The sequence below is a fragment of the Micromonospora krabiensis genome (genome assembly GCF_900091425.1).
Lineage (GTDB): Bacteria > Actinomycetota > Actinomycetes > Mycobacteriales > Micromonosporaceae > Micromonospora > Micromonospora krabiensis.
The window spans coordinates 5382954-5402687 of record NZ_LT598496.1 but is presented as its reverse complement, the minus strand read 5'-3'; the positions used below and the strand labels follow the sequence as shown (position 1 = coordinate 5402687).

Below are 19734 nucleotides of genomic sequence, written 5' to 3'. Positions count from 1 at the left end.
GTCGGAACAACAGGGTAGGCGCTTGTGAAGACGCGCACAAATCGCGATCTTGTCAGGTCGCGACGCGCCCCCACCTGGCCCTCCGTTCCAGCAAGATCAATCCGGCGGCCTCCGCCGGCGCCGCGCGGCAATTATTGCTCAATCCCGACTTCTCTGACCAATCCCGCGCCGCGCGTCCCGCCCCCTGTCGCCGCCGCCGCACCCTTCCGCGATCTTGCGATTTCCGCCCCGGCACAACCGGCATTCCGGACCCGTACGGGGCCACAAGCGCAAGATCGCGGGGGAAGGGCGGGCCGCGGTAGGGGCAGCACTACGGTGCACCGGGTGGTCGGCGGGATGGGACGGACGCTCCGACGCTCCTAGCCTTTGGGCATGACCGCCGTCTCCACCGCCGACCAGCCGACGCTGGCGCCGAGCATCCCCCGACAGCTCCTCCTCGACTCCGGGTACGTGCTGCTCGGGCTCCCGCTCGCGCTGGCCAGCTTCGTCGTGCTGCTGGTGGGCTCCGCGCTCAGCGTCGGCCTCGTGGTGACGGTGATCGGGTTGCCCATCCTCAGCGGCACCCTGCACGCCGCCCGGGCCTTCGCCGACATCGAACGGCTCCGGCTGCCGGCCGTGCTGCGGCAGCCGCGGATCCGCCCGCACTACCGGGCGCCGGAGCCGGGGGCCAGCGCGTGGCGGCGGATCTTCGTGCCGATCCGGGACGCCCAGTCGTGGCTCGACCTGGCGCACGGCATCTTCCGGCTGATCGTGGCGATCGCCACGTTCGTGGTGACGCTGGTCTGGTGGGCCGGGGCCGTCGCCGGCACCCTCTACTGGGCGTACGACTGGGCGCTGCCCCGTGGCGGCCCGGACGACACGGACCTGGCCGAACTGCTCGGCCTGGGCGGATCGGCGGCCGCGCGGGTCGGCCTGCACAGCGCGATCGGGCTGTTCTTCCTGATCACCCTGCCGATCGTGGCGCGCGGCTGCGCGCTGATGCAGGCCGGTTTCGCCCGGGCGATGCTCACCGGGGTCGCCGAGATGCGCGACCGGATCACCGTGCTGGAGGAGCAGAAGCGCGCCGCCGTCTCCGCCGAGGCCGCCGCCCTGCGCCGGCTGGAGCGGGACATCCACGACGGGCCGCAGCAGCGACTGGTCCGGTTGGCGATGGACCTGAGCCGCGCCCGGCAGCAGCTCGCGTCCGACCCGGAGGCCGCCGGCCGGACGCTGGACGAGGCCGTCGCGCAGACCCGGGACACCCTCGCCGAGCTGCGCTCCCTCTCCCGGGGAATCGCCCCGCCGATCCTGGTCGACCGCGGCCTGCCGAGCGCCTTGGCCGCGCTCGCCGGTCGCGGGCTGATCCCGATCGAGCTCCAGGTCGATCCCACTCTCGGCACCCCGGGCGGCCGGCTCGACCCGGCGGTGGAGAGCACGGCGTACTTCGTGGTGGCCGAGGCGCTGACCAACGTCGCGAAGCACAGCCGGGCGACCACCTGCCAGGTGGGTGTCGAGCGCGCGGACGGCCGGCTGACGGTCAGCGTGGGCGACGACGGGCAGGGCGGCGCGCACCTGGCGAAGGGCCACGGGCTGGTGGGGATCGCCGACCGGGTCCGCGCCGCCGGCGGTGAGCTGCGCGTGGTCAGCCCGACCGGGGGCCCCACCGAGGTCCGCGCCGACCTCCCGCTGTGAGCCCGACGTGGTAGACAACACAGCCATGCGGATCGTGATCGCGGATGACGCCGTCCTGCTCCGGGAGGGGCTGGTGCGGCTGCTCACCGAGAGTGGGCACGAGGTGGTCGCGGTGGTCGGCGACGGCGACGCGCTGGTGGAGGCGGTCGTGGCCCACCGGCCGGACGTGTCGATCGTCGACGTGCGGATGCCGCCCTCGCACACCGACGAGGGGCTCCGCGCGGCCGTGGAGGCCCGCCGACTGGTGCCGCGGAGCCCGGTCCTGGTCCTCTCCCAGTACGTCGAGGTCTCGTACGCCGACGACCTGCTGGCCACCACCGGTGGTGCCGGCGGCGGCGGGATCGGCTACCTGCTCAAGGACCGGGTGGCGGCGATCGACGAGTTCCTGGACGCGCTGAGCCGGGTGGCGACCGGCGGCACGGTGCTCGACCCGGAGGTGGTCGGTCAGCTCTTCGCCCGGCGCCGCCGCGACGACCCGCTGCGCGAGCTGACCCCCCGGGAGCGCGAGGTGCTCGGCCTGATGGCCGAGGGGCGGTCGAACACCGCGATCGCCCGCACGCTCGTGGTGAGCGACGGCGCGGTGGAGAAGCACGTCCGCAACATCTTCACCAAGCTCAACCTGCCGCCGGACACCGAGCAGCACCGCCGGGTCCTGGCCGTCCTGACCTACCTGCGCAACTGACCCGCCCCCGTCACCCGAGGGCGCGGGCCAGGGTGACGGCCTCGGTCAGCGTGTCGGCGACCGGGTGGCCGGAGGCGCGCAGGCGGGCCGGGTCGGTGAAGCCGCCGGTGTAGAGCACGGCCCGACCGCCGACCGCCGTCGCGGCGTCCGCGTCGTCGAGGGAGTCACCGATCAGCACCACCGAGGTGCCGTCCAGGCCCAGCTCGTCGAGGTGCCGCCGGAGCGACTCCGCCTTCCGGTCGCCGCCGACCGTGCCGCGCAGCCCGTCGACCCGCAGGAAGTGCGGGGTGAGCCCGTACGTGTGCACGGTCGGCACGAGCTCCTCGTGGAACCACATGGACAGCAGCGACTGTCCGCCCGGCCACGACTCCATCGCCGTGCGCGCGTCGGCGGCCAGCTCGCAGGTCGTCAACCCGCTGCGGTACGCGTCGTGGAAGATCTTGTCCAGCCGGCCGAACTGCTCGTCGTCGACCGCCTGCCCCAGCACCTCGGCGTAGTAGTCGGCGACGGGCCGGCGGAACCGCACCCGGTGCTCGTCCGCGGTCACCGTCGGGCCGCCGACCGTGGCGAAGGCGGCGTTGGTGGACGCCACCACGAGGCTGAGGTCGTTCAGCAGGGTGCCGTTCCAGTCCCACACCAGGTGGGGGTGCGCAGGGGTCATCGCCGCACCCTATCTCGCACCGCTCACAGCTGAGGCGTGGTCAGGTCCCGCAGCAGCCGGTCCTCCTCGACCCGCCAGTAGCCGTGTTCCTTGCCGTCGAGCAGCACCACCGGGAGCCGGTCGCCGTAGTCGCGCTCCAGCTCCACGTCGTCCGTGACGTCCCACTCGACCCACCGGTCGCCGGTGACCGCGACCACCCGTCCCAGCGCCTCTCGCGCCTCGTCGCAGAGGTGGCACCCCGGCCGGGTGATCAGCGTGAGCCGGGCGTCACTGGACATCGGGCACCTCCGTGCGCGGGGTGGGCGGGGTGGCCGCCGACCGGAGCTGGGTCTTGCGAACCTTGCCGATCACCGAGTGCGGCAGGGCGTCGACGAACTCGACGCCGGTCGGGCACTTGAACCGGGCGAGGTTCCGCGCGCAGTGGGCGAGCAGGTCCTCGGCGGTCACCGACCGCCCCGGCGCCCGCACCACGTACGCCCGGACAGTCTCGCCGGTCCGCGGATGCGGCACACCCAGTACCGCCGACTCGGCCACCGCCGGGTGCGTCCCGAGCGCCAGCTCGACCTCGTGCGGGTAGACGTTGAAGCCGTTGACCAGGATCAGCTCGCCGAGCCGGTCGACCAGGAAGAGGTCGCCGTCCTCGTCGGCGTAAGCCACGTCGCCGGTCGCCCACCAGCCCTCGGCGTCCGGGCCACCCCGGCCGTCCGGCCAGTAGCCGCGGAAGAGGTTGGCGCCGCGGACCACGATCTGGCCGGGGTCGGTGCCCGGGGCCGCGTCGGAGAGGTCCAGCTCGTCCGGGTCGTCGTCCGGCTCCGCCGCGCCGTCGCGCCACAGCTGCGTGCCGTCGGCGCCGACCAGCCGCAGCTCGACGCCGGGCAGTGGCCGGCCGATCGAGCCCGCCTTGGCCGCCCCGTTGACCAGGGTGGAGGTGAGCACCGGCGCGGTCTCGGTGAGCCCGTAACCGACGTGCACCGGGCGGCCGGCGGCCTCGGCGAAGCGGGCGGCGGCGGCCGGCTCCAGGGGCGCCGCGCCGCAGACCACCACCCGCACCGAGGCCATCGCCGCGGCGAGCGCGTCGGCGTCCGTCGTGGACCAGGCGAGCACCATCGACGGTACGCCGACCAGCACGCTCGCCCGGTGCCGCGCGATCTCGGCGAGCCCGGCGTCCGGGCCCGGGTCCTCGACGAGGAGCCCCGTCGCGCCGTGGTGGATCACCGCGCCGAGCGCGGAGTTCAGCCCGTACGCGTGGAACAGCGGCAGCGCCAGCAGCACGGTGTCGTCCGGCCCGACCACCGGCGGGTCGATCCGGTCCACCTGGTCGTGGTTGGCCAGCAGCGCGCGGTGCGGGAGCATCGCGCCCTTGGGCCGCCCCTCGGTGCCCGACGTGTAGAGCAGTACCGCCAGGTCGTCGCCGGCACGCGCCGGGAACGGGGCGGCCCCGGCGGCCGGGTCGGTGTGCGCCTCCGGTGGGCTGGTGTGCACCGCGGTGAGCGCGGGCAGCTCCCCGGCGACCGTGGCGACCAGGTCGGCGACCCGCCGCGTCGCGATCAGCACCGACGCGCCGGAGTCGGCGAGGACGTGCCGCAGCTCCGGGGCCGTGAAGCCGGGGTTGGCCGGCACGGCGACCAGCCCGGCGCGCAGGACGCCGAGGTAACTGACCACGAAGTCCGGCGTGTTGGGCAGGGCGATCGCCACCCGGGCCGGCACGCCGGCCGGGCTCGGCGTGGGGGCCGTGGACGCCAGGGCGCGGGCCACCGCGCTGATCCGGTCGTCCAGTTCGGACCAGGTGATCGTCCGGTCGCGCCAGTGCAGCGCGGGTCGGTCACCGTGGGCGAGAGCCGCCCGGTGGGCCCGGTCGGCGAGGTTCGGCGCGGGGCTGCTCGCTGCGTCCTGCACGGTCGCTGAGTCTGGCACAGGCGGGCGGCGGGGGCCATGGCCGTCGGGCGCACGCGCGCTCCTCGTCGCGCGTCCAACCCGAGGGTCCCGTGGACGGGACACTGTGGTGTCCACCGGCGCGCCGATTGGATCCCGTCCATGGGACGCCCGACACGCCGGGAAGGAGTCGCACGCTGCGCTGTCGCGAAGCCGACCGACACACCCGGAGGAGGTCCGCCATCATGGCCCTGACCAGGACTTCCATTGCGGACCATCGGAACCGCCGAAAGTCAACCACACGCGACGGACAACCGGTCCGCCATGGGTGCGACACAGCGGGAAATACTTCGGCCCTGTGTAACGGACTTGCCACGCGCGGGTGACGTTGGCCCTATCATCACTCGGGTCGGCTCACCCCATTTGCCGTGAGTCGACACCCCTCAGCCCGAGGAGGCCCCCGTGCCCGTCAGCGCATTGGACCAGCACCTCAAGGGGAACTGCCGCCCGTCGGCACACCCCGGAACCGCCCTGCCCGACCGCGGCGCGCCCGCCCGGGCCGAGTTCGCGTCGTGCCGGTCGGCCCGCTCCATCGTCCACGGGACGGGGGCGGCGCGGTGACGACCTTCGGTTACGCGGACCGTCCGCTCGGCCTGACCGGCCCGGCCGCCCGGGCGACGATGAACGAGCGCCCCACCTCCGGTCACGGCACCACGGAGGACACGGGCGGCCTCGCCGTCCGCGGTGACAGCGCCGCCAAACGCGTCCGCAACCGGCCGCACCACAACGAGCCGCCCGCGCGCCCGGCCGTCCCGGGTGGAAACGCGAAGCCGGCCGGTGGTCGCGTCGCGGTGCCGGCCCGCCCGATGATGCCGGCGCAGACCCGGCGGGTGGACGACGCGCCGGCCGCGACCGACCCGTCGGCCGGCGAGACGGCGGTGCTGCCCGCGGTCCCGGCCACCGGCACGCCCAACGGCACCGGCAGCACCACCGGCTACCCGAGCCGACCGGACCCGTCGGACCCGGCGACCGAGGTGTGGGCGCTGGTCGAGCGCGCGCAGGCCGGTGAGGCCGAGGCGTTCGGCCTGATCTACGACCGGTACGTCGACACGGTCTTCCGCTTCGTCTACTTCCGGGTCGGCAACCGGCAACTGGCCGAGGATCTCACCTCCGACACGTTCCTGCGGGCGCTCAAGCGGATCGGCAGCTTCACCTGGCAGGGTCGGGACCTCGGGGCCTGGCTGGTCACCATCGCCCGCAACCTGGTCGCCGACCACTTCAAGTCGGGCCGCTACCGGCTGGAGGTGACCACCGGGGACGTGCTGGACGCCGACCGCGAGGACCGCGGTCCGGAGGGCAGCCCGGAGGCTGCGGTGGTCGAGCACATCACCAACGTCGCCCTGCTCACCGCCGTCAAGCAGCTCAACCCGGAGCAGCAGGAGTGCATCGTGCTGCGCTTCCTCCAGGGCTTCTCGGTGGCCGAGACGGCGCGCGCGATGGGCAAGAACGAGGGCGCGATCAAGGCGTTGCAGTACCGCGCGGTCCGGGCTCTGGCCCGACTCCTGCCCGACGGCTTCCAACCGTAGTCCCGTGGCCGGGACCGATATCCGACCCGATCGACAAAACCGCAGCTCAGGGTCGATATCAGGGCGTGACACCCATCACTTTCCGTGATTTTCGCTCCGCCCGCCCCGTAACCCGTGCCCGGCGCGGTCCGTTTCTCCGGGTGCGACCGGTGGTTGCCCCGGCATCCCCCCGGGCCACCGAGGTCGACGGGTGCAACCGCCCGTGACCTCACCTCCCGCGGCGTCACGCTGCCGCCGGTCGCTGGCCAAACGGCGGCCGACTGGCCGTGACCAGCGAGAGGAGGTGCCTGCGGTGGACAACATCCTCTTCTCCCGCCGGCGCGCCGAGCGCTTCGCGCAGCTGCTCGACGAGGCCAACGGCGGCCGGCGGCATCACGTCCGGTCCCGGGTCGACGAGGAGCTCGCCCCGCTCGTCGCGGTGGGTCAGCAGCTCAGCCTCGACCGCCCGAGGGTCGAGGTGGACCAGGAGTTCCGCACCGGCCTGCGGGCGATGCTGCTCGCCACGGCCGAGCGCGAGGGCCTGGGCAACCCGGCGAAGGCCCCGACGACCGAGGCGGCCGGCCAGCGCACCGCCGCGGGAAGCGTCCGCAACTCGCTGCTGCCCGCGGTCACCGCGCGTCGGGCCCGGGCCCGAGGCGCGATCCTCATCGGCATCGCGGCCGGCGCCATCGCGGTCTCCGGAATTTCGGCGGCCAGCGAGAACGCCGTGCCGGGCGACGCCCTCTACGGCATGAAGCGCTCCACCGAGCGCGCCCAACTCGCCCTGGCCAGCTCGGACATCAGCCGTGGTCAGCTCTTCCTCGACTTCGCCCGCACCCGCCTCGGCGAGGCCGCCGAGCTGCGCGGCAACGAGGCCGGGTTCAGCGCCGTCCTCGACGACATGGACGCCGACACCCGCCAGGGCGTACGCCTGCTGACCGGCGCCGCCGCGCAGCGCGCCGACGCCGCCGGCTTGGACGCGGTCAACACCTTCGTCGCCGGGCAGCGACGCGTCGTACGCGACCTGCTCGACGGTGGCACCCGGGCCGACCGGGCGCGCACGAACGAGTCCCTGGCGCTGCTCGACGCGGTCCGGGAGCGCTCGGACGCGCTGCGCGCCGCGATCGGGTGCGGCCTGCCGGCCCCGGTGGCCAGTGACGCGCTCGGCCCGACCCCGGCCACCTGCCCGACCGACCGCTGATCGCGGGATCTCCGCAACAGCCAGCCGGCCCGGCTACCCTCGCTGGAGGCGCACGGCGCGCCGACCGAGGGAGGGAGTCGCGTGGCCCGCAGCCGGAAGGTGACGGTCAGCACCGACGCCCACGGTCACACCGCCGGCTGGGCGGAGGCCGACCCGTCGGCGGCCGTCCCCGCCGAGCCGGACAGGAGCGCGGCGGCCTTCTTCGACGTGGACAACACGATGATGCAGGGCGCCTCGATCTACTGGTTCGCCCGCGGGCTCGCCGCGCGCAACTACTTCACCACCACCGACCTGGCCCGGTTCGCCTGGCAGCAGCTCCGGTTCCGCCTGCTCGCCCGGGAGCACGCCGGTGACATGTCGCAGGCCAAGGACGCGGCGCTCGCCTTCATCGAGGGCTGGCGGGTGGACGACGTCGAACGCCTCTCCCAGGAGATCTTCGACGAGCTGATGGCACCCCGCATCTGGGGCGGCACCCGCCAGCTCGCCCAGCGCCACCTGGACGCGGGCGAGCGGGTCTGGCTGGTCAGCGCCGCCCCGGTGGAGATCGGCCGGGTGATCGCCGCGCGGCTCGGGTTGACCGGTGCGATCGGCACGGTGGCCGAGGTCGTCGACGGGGCCTACACGGGGCGGCTGGTCGGTGACCTGATGCACGGTCCGGCCAAGGCCGAGGCCGTGGCCCAGCTCGCCGCCGTGGAGGGGCTCGACCTGGGCCGGTGCGCCGCCTACAGCGACTCCTCGAACGACCTGCCCTTGTTGGGGGCGGTCGGGCGGCCGGTGGCGGTGAACCCGGACGGCACGCTGCTGCGGCGGGCCAGGGAGCACGGCTGGGAGGTGCGGGACTTCCGCAGGGGCCGGCGGGCGGTCCGGATCGCCGTGCCGTCGACCGCGGCGGTCGGTGTGGTCGCGGGTGTGGTCGGCGCCGGGTTGGCGCTGCACCGCCGTCGCCGCGACGGCCTCTAGGCAGCCGCCCGGCCGCGGCGCGGGTCAGGGGCCGAACGGGTCCGGCCGCCGCTCCAGGAGCTTGTGCAGTGTCTGTTGGATGGTCTCCCGGACCTGGTCGGCGAGGTTGAACACGACCAGTGGGTCGTCGGCGGAGTCGGTCAGGTGCGCGGTCGGGATCGGCGGGCAGAACTCGATCAGCCACTTGCTGGGCAGCGGGATCATGCCCAGTGGCCCGAGCCACGGGAACGTCGGCGTGACCGGGAAATAGGGCAGCTTGAGCAGGCGGGCCAGCGGCTTGATGTCGGCGAGCATCGGATAGATCTCCTCGCCCCCGACGATGGCCACCGGCACGATCGGGGTGCCGGTGCGCAGCGCCGCCGAGACGAAGCCGCCTCGGCCGAAGCGCTGGAGCTTGTAGCGCTCCGCGTAGAGCTTGCCGATGCCCTTGAACCCCTCCGGGAAGACACCGACCAGCTCGCCGGAGCCGAGGAGTCGTTCCGCGTCCGGGTTGCAGGCCACCGTGCCGCCCGACTTGCGGGCCAGCTCGGAGACGACCGGCATCCGGAACACCAGGTCGGCGCCGAGCAGCCGGAGGAACCGGTGTGCGGGGTGCTGGTCGTGCAGGGCGGCCGAGAGGATCAGCGCGTCGAGCGCGACGGTGCCGGAGTGGTTGCCCACGACCAGGCCGGCGCCGTCGGCGGGCACGTGTTCCATCCCGGTGACCTCGGTGCGGAACCAGTCGCGGTAGAGCAGCCGCAGCAGCGGGTGGAACACGGCCTCGGTCAGCTCCGGGTCGAACCCGAACTCGTCGACCTCGTACTCGCCGGACAGTCGCCGGCGCAGGAACGCCAGGCCGCCCGCGACCCGCCGGTCCCAGGGATCCCCCGGCTGGTCGGCCACCGCCGGGGCGACCGGCGCGGTGGAGGGCCGGTGTCCGTTGCGCCGCGCCGGCTCCGCGTCCGGGTCGGGTGCGGCGGCCGGTACGTCGAACCGGCCGCCCAGCTCACGGCCGTCGCGCTCCGGCCCGGCCCCGGTCACGTCCGCTCCTGGACGGCCGCGCGCACCTGTCGGATCCCGTCCAGCACCAGCTGCTCGGCGGTGGCCAACTGGCTGCGGGTCACGATCCGCCCCCCGTGGTGGGCGTGGATGAAGTCGTCGAACGCGGCGGCGGTCGAGCGCGGGGTGAAGCCGTACTCGCGCTCCAGGCGGGTGGTGTCGACGACCCGGCCGTGGACGAAGAGGTCGACCTGGTCCAGGCCGTAACGACCGAAGCCGAGGGTACGGGCGAGCGCGGCGGCCCCGGAGAGGCCCGGTTCGAGCACGGGCAGCGCCACCCGGCCGGCTCGCCGGATCGCCTGGGAGAGGGAGAGGACGCCCGGACCGGCCACGTTGTAGGTGCCCGGGTGGTCCTCCACGATCGACCGGTGCAGGACCTCCAGCGCGTCGTCGATGTGCAGGAACTGCAACCGGGGGTCACGGCCGAAGACGGTCGGCACGACCGGCTGGGAGAAGTAGCGGGTCAGCGTGGTGTCGGCGGTGGAGCCGATGAACGGCGCGAACCGCAGCACGGTCGCGGTCACGTCGGGGCGCCGCCGGCGGAAGCCCCGCACGTATCCCTCGATGTCGAGGATGTCGCGGCCGAAGCCGCCGCGCGGCACCTCCCGCGGCTCGGTCTCCTCGGTGAACACGGCCGGGTCCCGGAAGGACGCCCCGTACGCGGCGGTCGAGGAGCGGACGACCAGCTTGCGCAGCCGGGGTGCGCGCTGGCACGCGGCGAGCATCTGCATGGTGCCGATGACGTTCTGGTCCTTCATCGCCGACCGGCCGCCGTGCTGCTGGTCGGGGGCGGTGACCAGCGCGAGGTGGACCACCGCGTCGACGTCCAGGTCGGCGAGGAGCCCGCCCAGCGAGCCGGGCTCGATCCGGATGCGCTCGACGCCGTCGAGCAGCTCGGCGAACTCGCCGCCGGACTCAGGCGCGTCGACGCCGATGACCCGCTCGGTGCGCGGGTCGGCCGCGAGCCGCGCGGCGACGTGCGCGCCGAGGTAGCGACCCACCCCGGTCACGACGACGACCCCCGGAGCACCGAGGGTGCCACCGGGGGTCATCTGACGCACCTTCCTCGGCAGCCGGGATCGAGCCGGGACATCCACGGCCTGATCACCTGAGCCTCCGAGGGTCGACAGTTGGCGAGTGACGCCGGTGCCGGGCCGCGGGCCCGGCGTGGGTCACTTGCCGAGACGGCGACGCTGGACGCGGGTCTTGCGCAGCAGCTTGCGGTGCTTCTTCTTAGCCATGCGCTTGCGGCGCTTCTTGACCACCGAGCCCATACGACAGCCTTTCGATGCAACGTGCGGGGCGGACCGGATGACGCCACGCGGGTGGCATCGGTGACCGCTTGCGGACAACGGACCGGACCAGCTCGGGCGGCAGGGCGCACCGGGGTGCGGTCACGGTCGGGATCCAGGGTAGCGGGCGGGCCGCGGCAGGACCAACGGGCCCCCGTCGATGCACCCGCCCGACCTGCCGTCCGCGGGCACGGAGGGGCGTCGCGGCGGGCCGGTCACGTCGGGCGTGACGGCCTGTCCGGCGGCTCAGGCGGTCTCCTGAAAGGCACCCCGGAGATACTCGTGGACCGCGTGTTCGGGGACGCGGAACGACCGGCCCACCCGCACCGCGGTGAGTTCACCGCTGTGGACGAGGCGGTAGACCGTCATCTTCGACACCCGCATGACCGTCGCCACCTCCGCGACGGTCAGGAACTTGACCTCCGACAGCCGACCGTCGGACTGCGACCCGGCCATGGCTCACCGACCCATCCCATGCCCGGCGCGTGCCCATCCGACGGATTGCTCCCGCCCGGACCGGCGACGCGCGTGTTACCAGTACGGTAGCGGGGCCGCTGTTACCGGCGCGATCCCTTCGTACAACTGATCATGATTTGACGTCGGGTTCACCCGTTCCGACCTGCCGTTATCGACCTCGGCGCCCCTGCCGTCCCGTTGCCGGGACCGCAGCGCGTGGAGCGCGCCGACACGGAGCGCAACCGGCGCGGTGCATCCTGCGTCCGCGTCCCACCGATCGGTCCCGTCCGGAGCGTCGGGACCGCCGACGGCGGCGCCGGACGCGGAAGGCGCCCGGTGGCTCCGGCGGCGCCACCGGAGCCACCGGGCGGGCACCCCGGGCCGCGTCCGGACACGGACCGGGGCTCCGCGCTGGGAGCGGGGACCAGTGTCGCAGGTACGTCCGGGCGACCGGACAGCGGTGGATCATGGGGCGGACGCGGGGTCAGGCCACCAGGGCACGGACGTATGCGACGCACTCGTCGTGCAACCCGGCCCAGGGTTCGCCGAGAACCTGCTCGGCGGCCCGGTCGACCGGCGTGCGGTCGTGCACGACGGCCGCGAAGAAGGCGAGCACCCGCCGCTCGCCGAACCGGTCGACGAGATGCCGGACGGCCAGGTAGCCGAGGCCGTAGCTGCCCGCGACCCGCTCGGCGGACGCCTCGTCGGCGGGGGCGGCGCTGTCCAGCCGGCCGTCCCAACCGCCCCGGACCAGCCGCCGCACCTCGGCCAGCCCCGCGTAGCGGTCGAGCGACTGGCCGCCCGAGCCGGCGTACTCTGCCAGGCCCTCCACCAGCCACCAGGTGGCGTCACCCGGGTAGCCCCGGTCGGGCAGCGACGCGGCGTGGGTCAGCTCGTGCCGGAGCAGCTCGTCCGCCCCGCCGGGGGTCAGGCCGTCCGCGTTGAGCACCACCTCGTGGTGACCGCCGCCGACGGTGACCGCGTAGCCGCCGGTCCACGCCGGTCGACCGCCGCCGTACCAGCGCTCCCACTCGGCCCGGCCGGCGTAGAAGATCCGGTACCGGTCCGGCCGGTCACCGCCCACCGCGAACCGGTCGGCTACCGCAGCCGCCGCCTCGGCCTCGGCGAGCAGGCCGGGCAGCCGGCCGCGCAGCGCGGGGGTGGTGGCCACCAGGGTCCGCTCACCGGCGACGGCGACCAGGTCGCTGACCTCCCACGGTCGGGTGCCGGTCTCGGCCGACCGGGATTCCTCCACGGCGAGCAGCCGGGGCCGGTCTCCGGCCTCCCGCCAGCGGGTGCCGGCGAGCACGGTGCTGGGCCGACAGCCGGGCACCGCGAAGCAGTAGCGGAACCGGACCACGAGCCGCCACTCGCCCGGACGGTCGCCGGCCGGGGCGGGCAGCCCGGTCACCTCGGCCTGCCAGGAGGTGACCTTCAAGGCCCGCAGCGCCGCGAACCGGCGACGCAGGTCCGCGTGCGCCGCGGGCTCGGCGATCGCGAGGAAGCCGGCCCGGTCGCCGGCGAGCAGCGCCTCGGACTGCCGGTCCAGCTCGGCGGCGATCCGGTCGGCGAGTTGCCGCCCCGCCCGGGTCGCCGGGTCGTCGGCCGCCGCGCCGATCCGGGCGAGCACCGCCCGGTCGCCGCGTTCCCGGACAACGCCGACCACCAGGAGCGTCGGCAGGCCGCAGGTCAGCACCAGCACGACCACGGTGAGCCCCGTCCACAGTGGCCAGAGGCGGCGGGTTCGCGGCTGGTTCGGACCGTCAGTCACCGGCGAAGGGTACGACCCCACGTCCGGTCGGGCGAGGTCGACACCACCGTTCGGCCACCGCCGGGACCGGGTTCGGTCAGCCGGCGCGCCGGGGCCACGCGGCGAAGGCGATGTCCAACGCGTCGACCAGCTGGTCGTACGAGCGGTCGACCTCGCGGGGCAGGCCGAAGCCGCCGGCCGCCTCCAGGGCGACGAACCCGTGCAACGCGCTGCGCAGCGCGCGGGTGGCGTCCACCGCGTCGTCCCCGGTGATTCCGTAGCCGCGCAGCACCGCGTAGATCGCGCCGACCGCCCGCTCGCCCGCGGCGACGTGCTCGGGGTCGGTCGGGTCCGGCACCCGTTGGGTGGCCGGATAGCGCCCGGGGTGCCGCCGCGCGTAGGACCGGTAGGCGGCGGCGATGGCGCGCAGCGCGTCGACGCCGGCCCGCCCGGCGGCGGCCGTGGTCAGCTCGGTGGCCAGCTCGGCGGTGACCAGCGCGGAGAGCTTCTGGGCGAGCGCGTCAGCGCCCCGGACGTGCTTGTAGAGGCTGGGCAGCGCGACGCCGAGCCGGGCCGCCAGCGCGGCGAGGGTGAGCTGCGGATAGCCGACCTCGTCGGCCAGCCGGGCCGCCTCGCGCACCACGGTCTGCTGGTTGAGGCCGACCCTAGGCACCGTGGCTCACCGCCACGAACGCGGTCAGCTGCTCCGCCGTGCGGGCCGGCTGGTCCGCGTGCGGGTAGTGACCGGAGTCGTCGATCATCCGCGCCTCGGCGGTCGTGAAGAGCCGGCGGGCCGCTCGCGCCTCCGCGCCGGGGTCGGGGAAGTCGGGGTCGCGCGTGCCCATCAGCACCAGGACCGGCTGGCGGACCTCGCGCGCCCGGGTCGTCCAGTGCGGCTCGACCGGCTCGACGACCCCGCGCAGGGCCGCCATCCGGCCGGGCTCCTTCAGCTTGGCGACCATCGCCCGGCGGAACGCCGCGTCGTCCGCCGGCCGGGTCACCGGGAACAGGGTCTTGTGGAACATCCCGAACAGCCGTGGGCTGTGCGTCACCGCGGCCACGACGACCCGCATGACCGGGTTGAGCTTCCGCTGGTTGACGAACGTGCCGGTCTGCACGATGCCGGCGACCAGGTCGGGCGCGTCGGCCGCCGCGAAGACGACCGCTGCCGCGGCCGACGAGTTGCCGACCAGCACGGCCGGGCCGCCGCCCAGGTCGCGGACCACCGCCAGCAGGTCGGCGGCGACCTCCGCCGGGGCGTACGACGGCCAGTCGACGCTGGAGTCGCCGTGCCCCCGGACGTCGACCGAGGCCACCCGGTGGCCCGCCTCGACCAACAGCGGCACCAGGTGCCGGTAGGACCCCCGGTTCTCCCCCATGCCGTGCGCGAGGACCACCAGCGGGCCGGCGCCGTGCACCTCGTAGGCGATCCGGCCACCGTCGCGGGCAACGTAGCTAACTGTCATAACGTAAAAGCTAACCTAATTAGCCAACGCCGTCAAGCTCACCGGTCAAGCCGGCGGCGGCGCGCCCGGGTACGACGAACGGGCCGGTGGGACCACGTCCCACCGGCCCGTTCGGGCGTCGCGTCGACTACTTCTTCGAGATCAGGGCCCGGCCGAAGAAGGCCAGGTTGGCCGGGCGCTCCGCGAGCCGGCGCATCAGGTAGCCGTACCACTGGTCGCCGTACGGGACGTACGTGCGGACGGTGTAGCCCTCACCGACCAGGCGCGCCTGCTCCTCGGGGCGGATTCCGAACAGCATCTGGAACTCGAACCGGTCCGGACCCCGGTCGAACCAGCGGGCCCGGTCCTCGCCGATCGCGATCAGGCGCGGGTCGTGCGTGGCGAGCATCGGGTAGCCGTCACCGGACATCAGGATGTTCAGGCACCGGACGTAGGACTTGTCGACCTCGCGGGCCGACTGGTAGGCCACCGACTCCGGCTCCTTGTAGGCCCCCTTGCAGAGCCGCACCCGGGACCCCGCCGTGGCCAGCTCACGGCAGTCCGACTCGGTGCGGCGCAGGTACGCCTGGAGCACCGCCCCGGTCGACGGGTAGTCCTTGCGCAGCTTCGCCAGGATGTCCAGCGTCGAGTCGGTGGTGGTGTGGTCCTCCATGTCCAGGGTGACCGTGGTGCCCGCCTCGTCGGCCGCCGCGCAGATCGCCCGAGCGTTGTCGTACGCCAACTGCTCGTCGAACATCTGGCCGAGGGCGGACAGCTTCACGCTGACCTCGGCGGCCGGGGTGAGCCCCGCGCCGGCGAGCAGCCGCAGCAGCTTCAGGTACTCGTCGCGGGTCGCGTTGGCCTGCTCGGGGGTGACGGTGTCCTCGCCGAGGTGGTCGAGGGTGATCGCGAGACCGTCGGCGGCGAGTGCGCGGGTCGCGCGCAGAGCGTCGTCGGTCTTGGCGCCGGCCACGAACCGGCGGACGACGTCCCGGGTGAACGGGGCCGTCGCGACGAGCCGCTCGACCTGGGATGACCGGGAGGCGGCGAGGATGACGGAACGGAGCATGAGCCGAGCGTAACGCCCGTGCGCGGACCCCCGCCGAGGGGCGTGCGGCCCCGTCCGGGACCCGGTCCGGGCACGCGGATCTGGCACGGATAGGTTACAACGATCCCGTGGAACGACACCCCCGCCGCCGGCTGCGGTCGGCCTCCGTCCAGTTGGGCACCCTCACCGTCCTGGCGCTCGCCCTCTCCGGCTGCAACCTCACCTCCGACGACGACGATGACGACTGCGCGCTCGGCCCGGAGGGCGGCGGCGACACCGTCGCGCTCGCCCTGCGTGTCCCCGCGCCGGCCGCCACGCGGACCGCCCCGGAGCCGGTCGCGGCGGCCGTGCCCGATCGGGGCGGCTTCGGCACCCACCTCGCCTCCTGCGGCGGCTGAGGTGCGCCGCGAGTCCACCACCCCCCGTCCCGACTGGGACGCGACGATCCGGTCGCAGGGCCTGGTGTACGTCGACACCGAGCTGCCCGACGGCGGCATCATGTCGTACTGGGACGAGTCGGCGGCGTACGCCTTCGACCTGGACGAGGTGCTGCGGCTGGAGGAGGCGACGGAGGAGCTGCACCGGATGTCGGTGGCCGCCGCCGAGCACGTCGTGACCCGGGGCCGGTACGCCGAGTTCGGCATCCCCGCCTGGGCGGCCGAGGCGGTCGCCCGCTCCCTGCGGGAGGCGCCGCCGACCCTCTACGGCCGCTTCGACCTGTGGTACGACGGCAGCTGGCCGCCGAAGCTGCTGGAGTACAACGCCGACACCCCGACCGCGCTGGTCGAGGCGGCGATCGTGCAGTGGTACTGGCTGGAGCACACCCGGCCCGAGCTGGACCAGTGGAACAGCCTGCACGAGCGGCTGGTCGCCGCCTGGGCCAGGGTCGGCGCCGGGCTGCACGAGCCGCGGGTGCACGTGGTCTGGTCGAACGAGGAGGAATCGGGCGAGGACCACATGACGGCGGGTTACCTGGCCGAGACCGCCCGCCAGGCCGGGCTCGCGGTGGAGCTGCTGCCGATCCAGGAGATCGGCTGGGACGGCCGGCGCTTCCGGGACGCCGCCGACCAGCCGGTCACCACCTGCTTCAAGCTCTATCCCTGGGAGTGGATGCTCGCCGAGCCGTACGGACCGCTGGCCCTGGACCCGGGCACCCCGACCACCTGGATCGAGCCGGCCTGGAAGCTGCTGCTGTCCAACAAGGCGCTGCTCGCCGTGCTCTGGGAGCTCTACCCGGGCCACGAGTTCCTGCTGCCCGCGTACCTCGACTCGCCGCGCGGTATGACCGAGTACGTCGCCAAGCCGCTGCTGGGCCGGGAGGGCGGCTCCGTGCGGATCGTCACGCCCGCCGAGGAGATCACCAATCCGGGCAGCTACGGCGACGAGGGCTGGTGCTACCAGGAGTTCCGCCCGCTGCCCGACTTCGCGGGCAACCGGACGGTCCTGGGCAGCTGGATCGTGGCCGGCGAGTCGGCCGGCGCCGGGGTGCGGGAGAGCGCCGGTCTCATCACCGACGGTTACGCGCGGTTCCTGCCGCACTACATCGACGCGCCGCGCCCCGCCTGAGTCGTCTACCGTTGGCAGGGTGAACTTCGACGCGTACGCCCGGACCGGCGTTGACCTCGTCAACGCCCGTCTGGACGACCTCGACGACCTGCGTGCCCTCTTCCCCGACACCAGCGCGTGGATGCGCGACGAGGTGGCGGAACGGGACCTGACAATCTTCCGGCGGGCGCAGAAGCGCCTGCGCGACGTGTTCGAGTACGGCACGTCGGGGCGGGACGCCCAGGCGGTGGCCGAGCTGAACACCCTGCTGGAGGCCTACCCGGTGCAGCCGCGCATCTCGGGCCACGACTCCAGCGACTGGCACATGCACGTGACCAGCCGGGGCGCCTCGGTGAGCGCGGAATACCTCGCCGGCGCGATCTGGGGCCTGTCGGTCTGGCTCTGCGAGTACGGCAGCGCCCGGTTCGGGGTGTGCGCCGACGAACGGTGCCGCAACGTCTACCTGGACACCTCGTCCAACAACTGCCGGCGCTTCTGCTCGGAGCGCTGCGCCACCCGGTCGCACGTCGCCGCCCACCGGGCGCGCAAGCGGGCCGCGGTCGGCGAGCAGGTGGCCGTCGGCGCGCAGGCGACGGCTGCCGAGTCACTCAGCCCGGTCAGCTGACCGAGACGGCGCGGGCCGCCCGGCCCGCGCCGGTCAGGCGTCGACCGGGGACGGCGTGTTCAGGTGTTGGCGGGCGAACTCCAGCGCGGCGCGCAGGTCGTCCTCGCGCACCGCGCGGCTGCGGGCGCCCCGGGTCGACACCTCCACCGCCACCGACCCGGTGAAGCCGCGCCCGGCGAGCGACCGCAGCAGCTCCGCACAGGGCTGCGTGCCCCGGCCCGGCACCAGGTGCTCGTCGCGCCCCTCACCCGTGCCGTCGCCCAGGTGCACGTGCGCCAGCGCGTCGCCCATCCGGTCGGCCATCTCCATCGAGTCGCTGTGCGACGCGGCGCAGTGCGACAGGTCGAGGGTGTAGGCCGGGTAGCCGGTCTCGGTCGGGTCCCAGGTCGGGACGTACGGCACGAACTGCCGGCCGGCCATCCGCACCGGGTACATGTTCTCCACGGCGAGGCGGAGGCCCGGGAACTGTCCGGCGATCGTGGCGAGACCGTCGCCGAAGTTGCGCGCGTAGTCACGCTGCCAGGTGAAGGGCGGGTGCACGACCACCGTCGGCGCCTCCAGGGTCTCGGCCAGCTCGGCCGAGCGGCGCAGCCGCTCCCACGGGTCGGGGCTCCACACCCGCTGCGTCACCAGCAGGCATGGCGCGTGCACGGAGAGCACCGGCACCCCGTAGTGCTGGGAGAGGCCACGCAACGCCCCGGCGTCCTGGCTGACCGCGTCGGTCCAGACCATCACCTCGACGCCGTCGTAGCCGAGCGCCGCGGCCAGCTGGAACGCCGCCGCGGTCCGCTCGGGGAAGACCGACGAGCTGGACAGGAGCACCGGGACGCGGGAAGTCACACCAGCCAGGGTAGCCCGGTCCCGCCCGGACATCGTGACGAGCAGTCGCAAAGCGACCGCAACCGGCCGGTCCCTCTCAGACCGGGCCGAGTTGATCAAGCCGGCGCAGGATGACGCCCTCGCGCAGCGCCCAGGGGCAGATGTCCAGCGCGTCCACGTCCAGCCGGCGCATCACCGCCTCCGCCACGATCGCACCGGCCAGCAGCTGGTGGGCGCGGCCGGCGCTGACCCCCTCCAGCTCGTGGAGCTGCCCCGGCGGGATGTGCCGGATGAAGCCGATCACCTGGCGCAGCCCGGTGCGGCTCAGGCGCCGCCGGGCCCAGAGCCCGGCGCCGGACGGCGCGGCACCCGCCAACCGGGCCAGGGTGCGGAACGTCTTCGAGGTGGCGACCGCCCGCTCCCACCCCACGTCGGTCATGTCCTTCATCACCGGGTCGAGCACGCTGTCCACGTACTCCCGCAGCTCCTCGACGGCCCGCGCGGACGGCGGGGTGAGTCCCCCCGGCTCCGCCGTCAACCGCTCGCGGGTCAACCGCCCCGCCCCGAGCGGCAGCGAGACCGCGACCCCGGGGTCCTCGTCGATCCCGGCGGCGATCTCCAGGGAGCCACCGCCGATGTCCAGCACCAGCAGGCGGCCCGCCGACCAGCCGAACCACCGGCGCACCGCGAGGAACGTCATCCGCGCCTCGTCCGCGCCGGGGAGCACCTCCAGGCGTACGCCGGTCTCCTCCCGGACCCGGGTCAGCACCGCTGGCGCGTTGGTGGCGTCGCGCACGGCGGAGGTCGCGAACGCGATCAGGTCGTCGGTCTCCAGGCCGGCGGCGGCCGCCTTGGCCATGCTGACGGCCCGGACCAGCCCGTCGGCCCCGGCCTCGGTGATCGCGCCGTCCGGGCCGATCTGCTCGGCCAGCCGAAGCACCACCTTCTCCGAGTGCGCCGGCCAGGGGTGGGCACCGTGGTGCGCGTCCACCACCAGGAGGTGCACCGTGTTGGAGCCGACGTCGAGGACACCCAGTCGCATCCCTCGACCCTATGGCCACACTGTTTGCGCGGCTCGGCGGCCCGCACGGTCGGTCGCGCGTA

The 19734-nt window shown here is 74.2% G+C and carries 21 protein-coding genes and 1 pseudogene; 8 read left to right on the top strand and 14 right to left on the bottom strand.

Annotated features, from left to right (window positions below):
* The first annotated feature begins 372 nt into the window (after positions 1-372).
* Together GA0070620_RS24800 and GA0070620_RS24795 are read left to right on the top strand one after the other, a co-directional pair.
* Positions 373-1671: a sensor histidine kinase gene (locus GA0070620_RS24800; RefSeq protein WP_091594721.1), complete on the top strand. Its 1299-nt coding sequence runs from the start codon at positions 373-375 to the stop codon at positions 1669-1671.
* A gap of 25 nt (positions 1672-1696) precedes the next feature.
* The gene (locus GA0070620_RS24795; RefSeq protein ID WP_091594719.1) at positions 1697-2353 is read left to right on the top strand and encodes a response regulator transcription factor; all 657 of its coding nucleotides are present in this window, start codon (positions 1697-1699) and stop codon (positions 2351-2353) included.
* Between the two features lie 10 nt (positions 2354-2363).
* Here GA0070620_RS24795 and GA0070620_RS24790 read toward each other — a convergent pair whose 3' ends face one another.
* From GA0070620_RS24790 to GA0070620_RS24780, 3 genes are read right to left on the bottom strand one after another with little or no spacing between them, the layout of a single operon-like run.
* Positions 2364-3014, bottom strand: coding sequence for an HAD family hydrolase (locus tag GA0070620_RS24790; protein ID WP_091594717.1), 651 nt, complete (start codon positions 3012-3014; stop codon positions 2364-2366).
* A gap of 23 nt (positions 3015-3037) precedes the next feature.
* The gene (locus tag GA0070620_RS24785) at positions 3038-3292 is read right to left on the bottom strand and encodes a glutaredoxin family protein (protein WP_091594715.1); all 255 of its coding nucleotides are present in this window, start codon (positions 3290-3292) and stop codon (positions 3038-3040) included.
* On the bottom strand, positions 3282-4910 hold the full coding sequence (locus GA0070620_RS24780) for an AMP-binding protein (RefSeq protein ID WP_091594713.1): 1629 nt from the start codon (positions 4908-4910) through the stop codon (positions 3282-3284). The genes GA0070620_RS24785 and GA0070620_RS24780 overlap by 11 nt, the downstream gene beginning before the upstream one ends.
* A gap of 593 nt (positions 4911-5503) precedes the next feature.
* On the opposite strand from GA0070620_RS24780, the gene GA0070620_RS24775 reads away from it, so the two are divergent.
* The 3 genes from GA0070620_RS24775 to GA0070620_RS24765 all read left to right on the top strand — a co-directional run bounded on the left by GA0070620_RS24775 (position 5504) and on the right by GA0070620_RS24765 (position 8612).
* Positions 5504-6472, top strand: coding sequence for an ECF subfamily RNA polymerase sigma factor, BldN family (locus GA0070620_RS24775; protein WP_091594711.1), 969 nt, complete (start codon positions 5504-5506; stop codon positions 6470-6472).
* Positions 6473-6755: 283 nt separating this feature from the next.
* The gene (locus GA0070620_RS24770; RefSeq protein WP_377520071.1) at positions 6756-7652 is read left to right on the top strand and encodes a DUF5667 domain-containing protein; all 897 of its coding nucleotides are present in this window, start codon (positions 6756-6758) and stop codon (positions 7650-7652) included.
* Between the two features lie 81 nt (positions 7653-7733).
* Positions 7734-8612, top strand: coding sequence for an HAD family hydrolase (locus GA0070620_RS24765; RefSeq protein ID WP_091594707.1), 879 nt, complete (start codon positions 7734-7736; stop codon positions 8610-8612).
* A gap of 24 nt (positions 8613-8636) precedes the next feature.
* On the opposite strand, the gene GA0070620_RS24760 is transcribed toward GA0070620_RS24765, so the two are convergent.
* From GA0070620_RS24760 to GA0070620_RS24720, 9 genes and pseudogenes are all read right to left on the bottom strand, one after another.
* On the bottom strand, positions 8637-9494 hold the full coding sequence (locus GA0070620_RS24760) for a lysophospholipid acyltransferase family protein (RefSeq protein WP_091599332.1): 858 nt from the start codon (positions 9492-9494) through the stop codon (positions 8637-8639).
* A gap of 134 nt (positions 9495-9628) precedes the next feature.
* Positions 9629-10702, bottom strand: a complete 1074-nt coding sequence (locus tag GA0070620_RS24755) for an NAD-dependent epimerase/dehydratase family protein (RefSeq protein ID WP_091594705.1) — start codon at positions 10700-10702, stop codon at positions 9629-9631.
* A 120-nt stretch (positions 10703-10822) separates the two neighbouring features.
* Positions 10823-10924: a 30S ribosomal protein bS22 gene (locus GA0070620_RS24750; RefSeq protein ID WP_007465623.1), complete on the bottom strand. Its 102-nt coding sequence runs from the start codon at positions 10922-10924 to the stop codon at positions 10823-10825.
* A 264-nt stretch (positions 10925-11188) separates the two neighbouring features.
* Positions 11189-11398: a helix-turn-helix domain-containing protein gene (locus GA0070620_RS24745; protein WP_007465625.1), complete on the bottom strand. Its 210-nt coding sequence runs from the start codon at positions 11396-11398 to the stop codon at positions 11189-11191.
* 329 nt (positions 11399-11727) lie between these two features.
* Positions 11728-11868: pseudogene (locus GA0070620_RS34300) on the bottom strand (ABC transporter ATP-binding protein); the annotation flags it as partial.
* 14 nt (positions 11869-11882) lie between these two features.
* Positions 11883-13169 carry a hypothetical protein gene (locus GA0070620_RS24735; protein WP_091594701.1) on the bottom strand — a complete coding sequence of 429 codons (1287 nt, stop codon included), beginning with the start codon at positions 13167-13169 and terminating at the stop codon, positions 11883-11885.
* A 76-nt stretch (positions 13170-13245) separates the two neighbouring features.
* Positions 13246-13821: a TetR-like C-terminal domain-containing protein gene (locus GA0070620_RS24730; RefSeq protein ID WP_091594699.1), complete on the bottom strand. Its 576-nt coding sequence runs from the start codon at positions 13819-13821 to the stop codon at positions 13246-13248.
* Entirely contained in the window at positions 13814-14614 is an 801-nt protein-coding gene (locus GA0070620_RS24725; protein ID WP_091594697.1) for an alpha/beta fold hydrolase, read from the bottom strand. The genes GA0070620_RS24730 and GA0070620_RS24725 overlap by 8 nt, the downstream gene beginning before the upstream one ends.
* A 127-nt stretch (positions 14615-14741) precedes the next feature.
* Positions 14742-15662 (bottom strand): proline dehydrogenase family protein, encoded by a 921-nt coding sequence (locus tag GA0070620_RS24720; protein WP_091594695.1) that lies wholly within the window; start codon positions 15660-15662, stop codon positions 14742-14744.
* A 107-nt stretch (positions 15663-15769) separates the two neighbouring features.
* On the opposite strand from GA0070620_RS24720, the gene GA0070620_RS24715 reads away from it, so the two are divergent.
* Genes GA0070620_RS24715 through GA0070620_RS24705 form a run of 3 tightly spaced genes read left to right on the top strand, consistent with a single transcriptional unit; the run spans position 15770 to position 17811 of the window.
* The gene (locus tag GA0070620_RS24715) at positions 15770-16039 is read left to right on the top strand and encodes a hypothetical protein (RefSeq protein WP_231921958.1); all 270 of its coding nucleotides are present in this window, start codon (positions 15770-15772) and stop codon (positions 16037-16039) included.
* Position 16040: 1 nt separating this feature from the next.
* A complete protein-coding gene (locus GA0070620_RS24710; protein ID WP_091594693.1) occupies positions 16041-17207 on the top strand; it encodes a glutathionylspermidine synthase family protein in 1167 nt (388 codons plus the stop codon).
* A gap of 19 nt (positions 17208-17226) precedes the next feature.
* Positions 17227-17811 (top strand): CGNR zinc finger domain-containing protein, encoded by a 585-nt coding sequence (locus tag GA0070620_RS24705; RefSeq protein ID WP_091594691.1) that lies wholly within the window; start codon positions 17227-17229, stop codon positions 17809-17811.
* Between the two features lie 33 nt (positions 17812-17844).
* Here GA0070620_RS24705 and GA0070620_RS24700 read toward each other — a convergent pair whose 3' ends face one another.
* Entirely contained in the window at positions 17845-18651 is an 807-nt protein-coding gene (locus GA0070620_RS24700) for a sugar phosphate isomerase/epimerase family protein (protein ID WP_172836495.1), read from the bottom strand.
* Between the two features lie 76 nt (positions 18652-18727).
* The gene (locus tag GA0070620_RS24695) at positions 18728-19672 is read right to left on the bottom strand and encodes a Ppx/GppA phosphatase family protein (RefSeq protein WP_091594689.1); all 945 of its coding nucleotides are present in this window, start codon (positions 19670-19672) and stop codon (positions 18728-18730) included.
* Between the last annotated feature and the right edge of the window lie 62 nt (positions 19673-19734).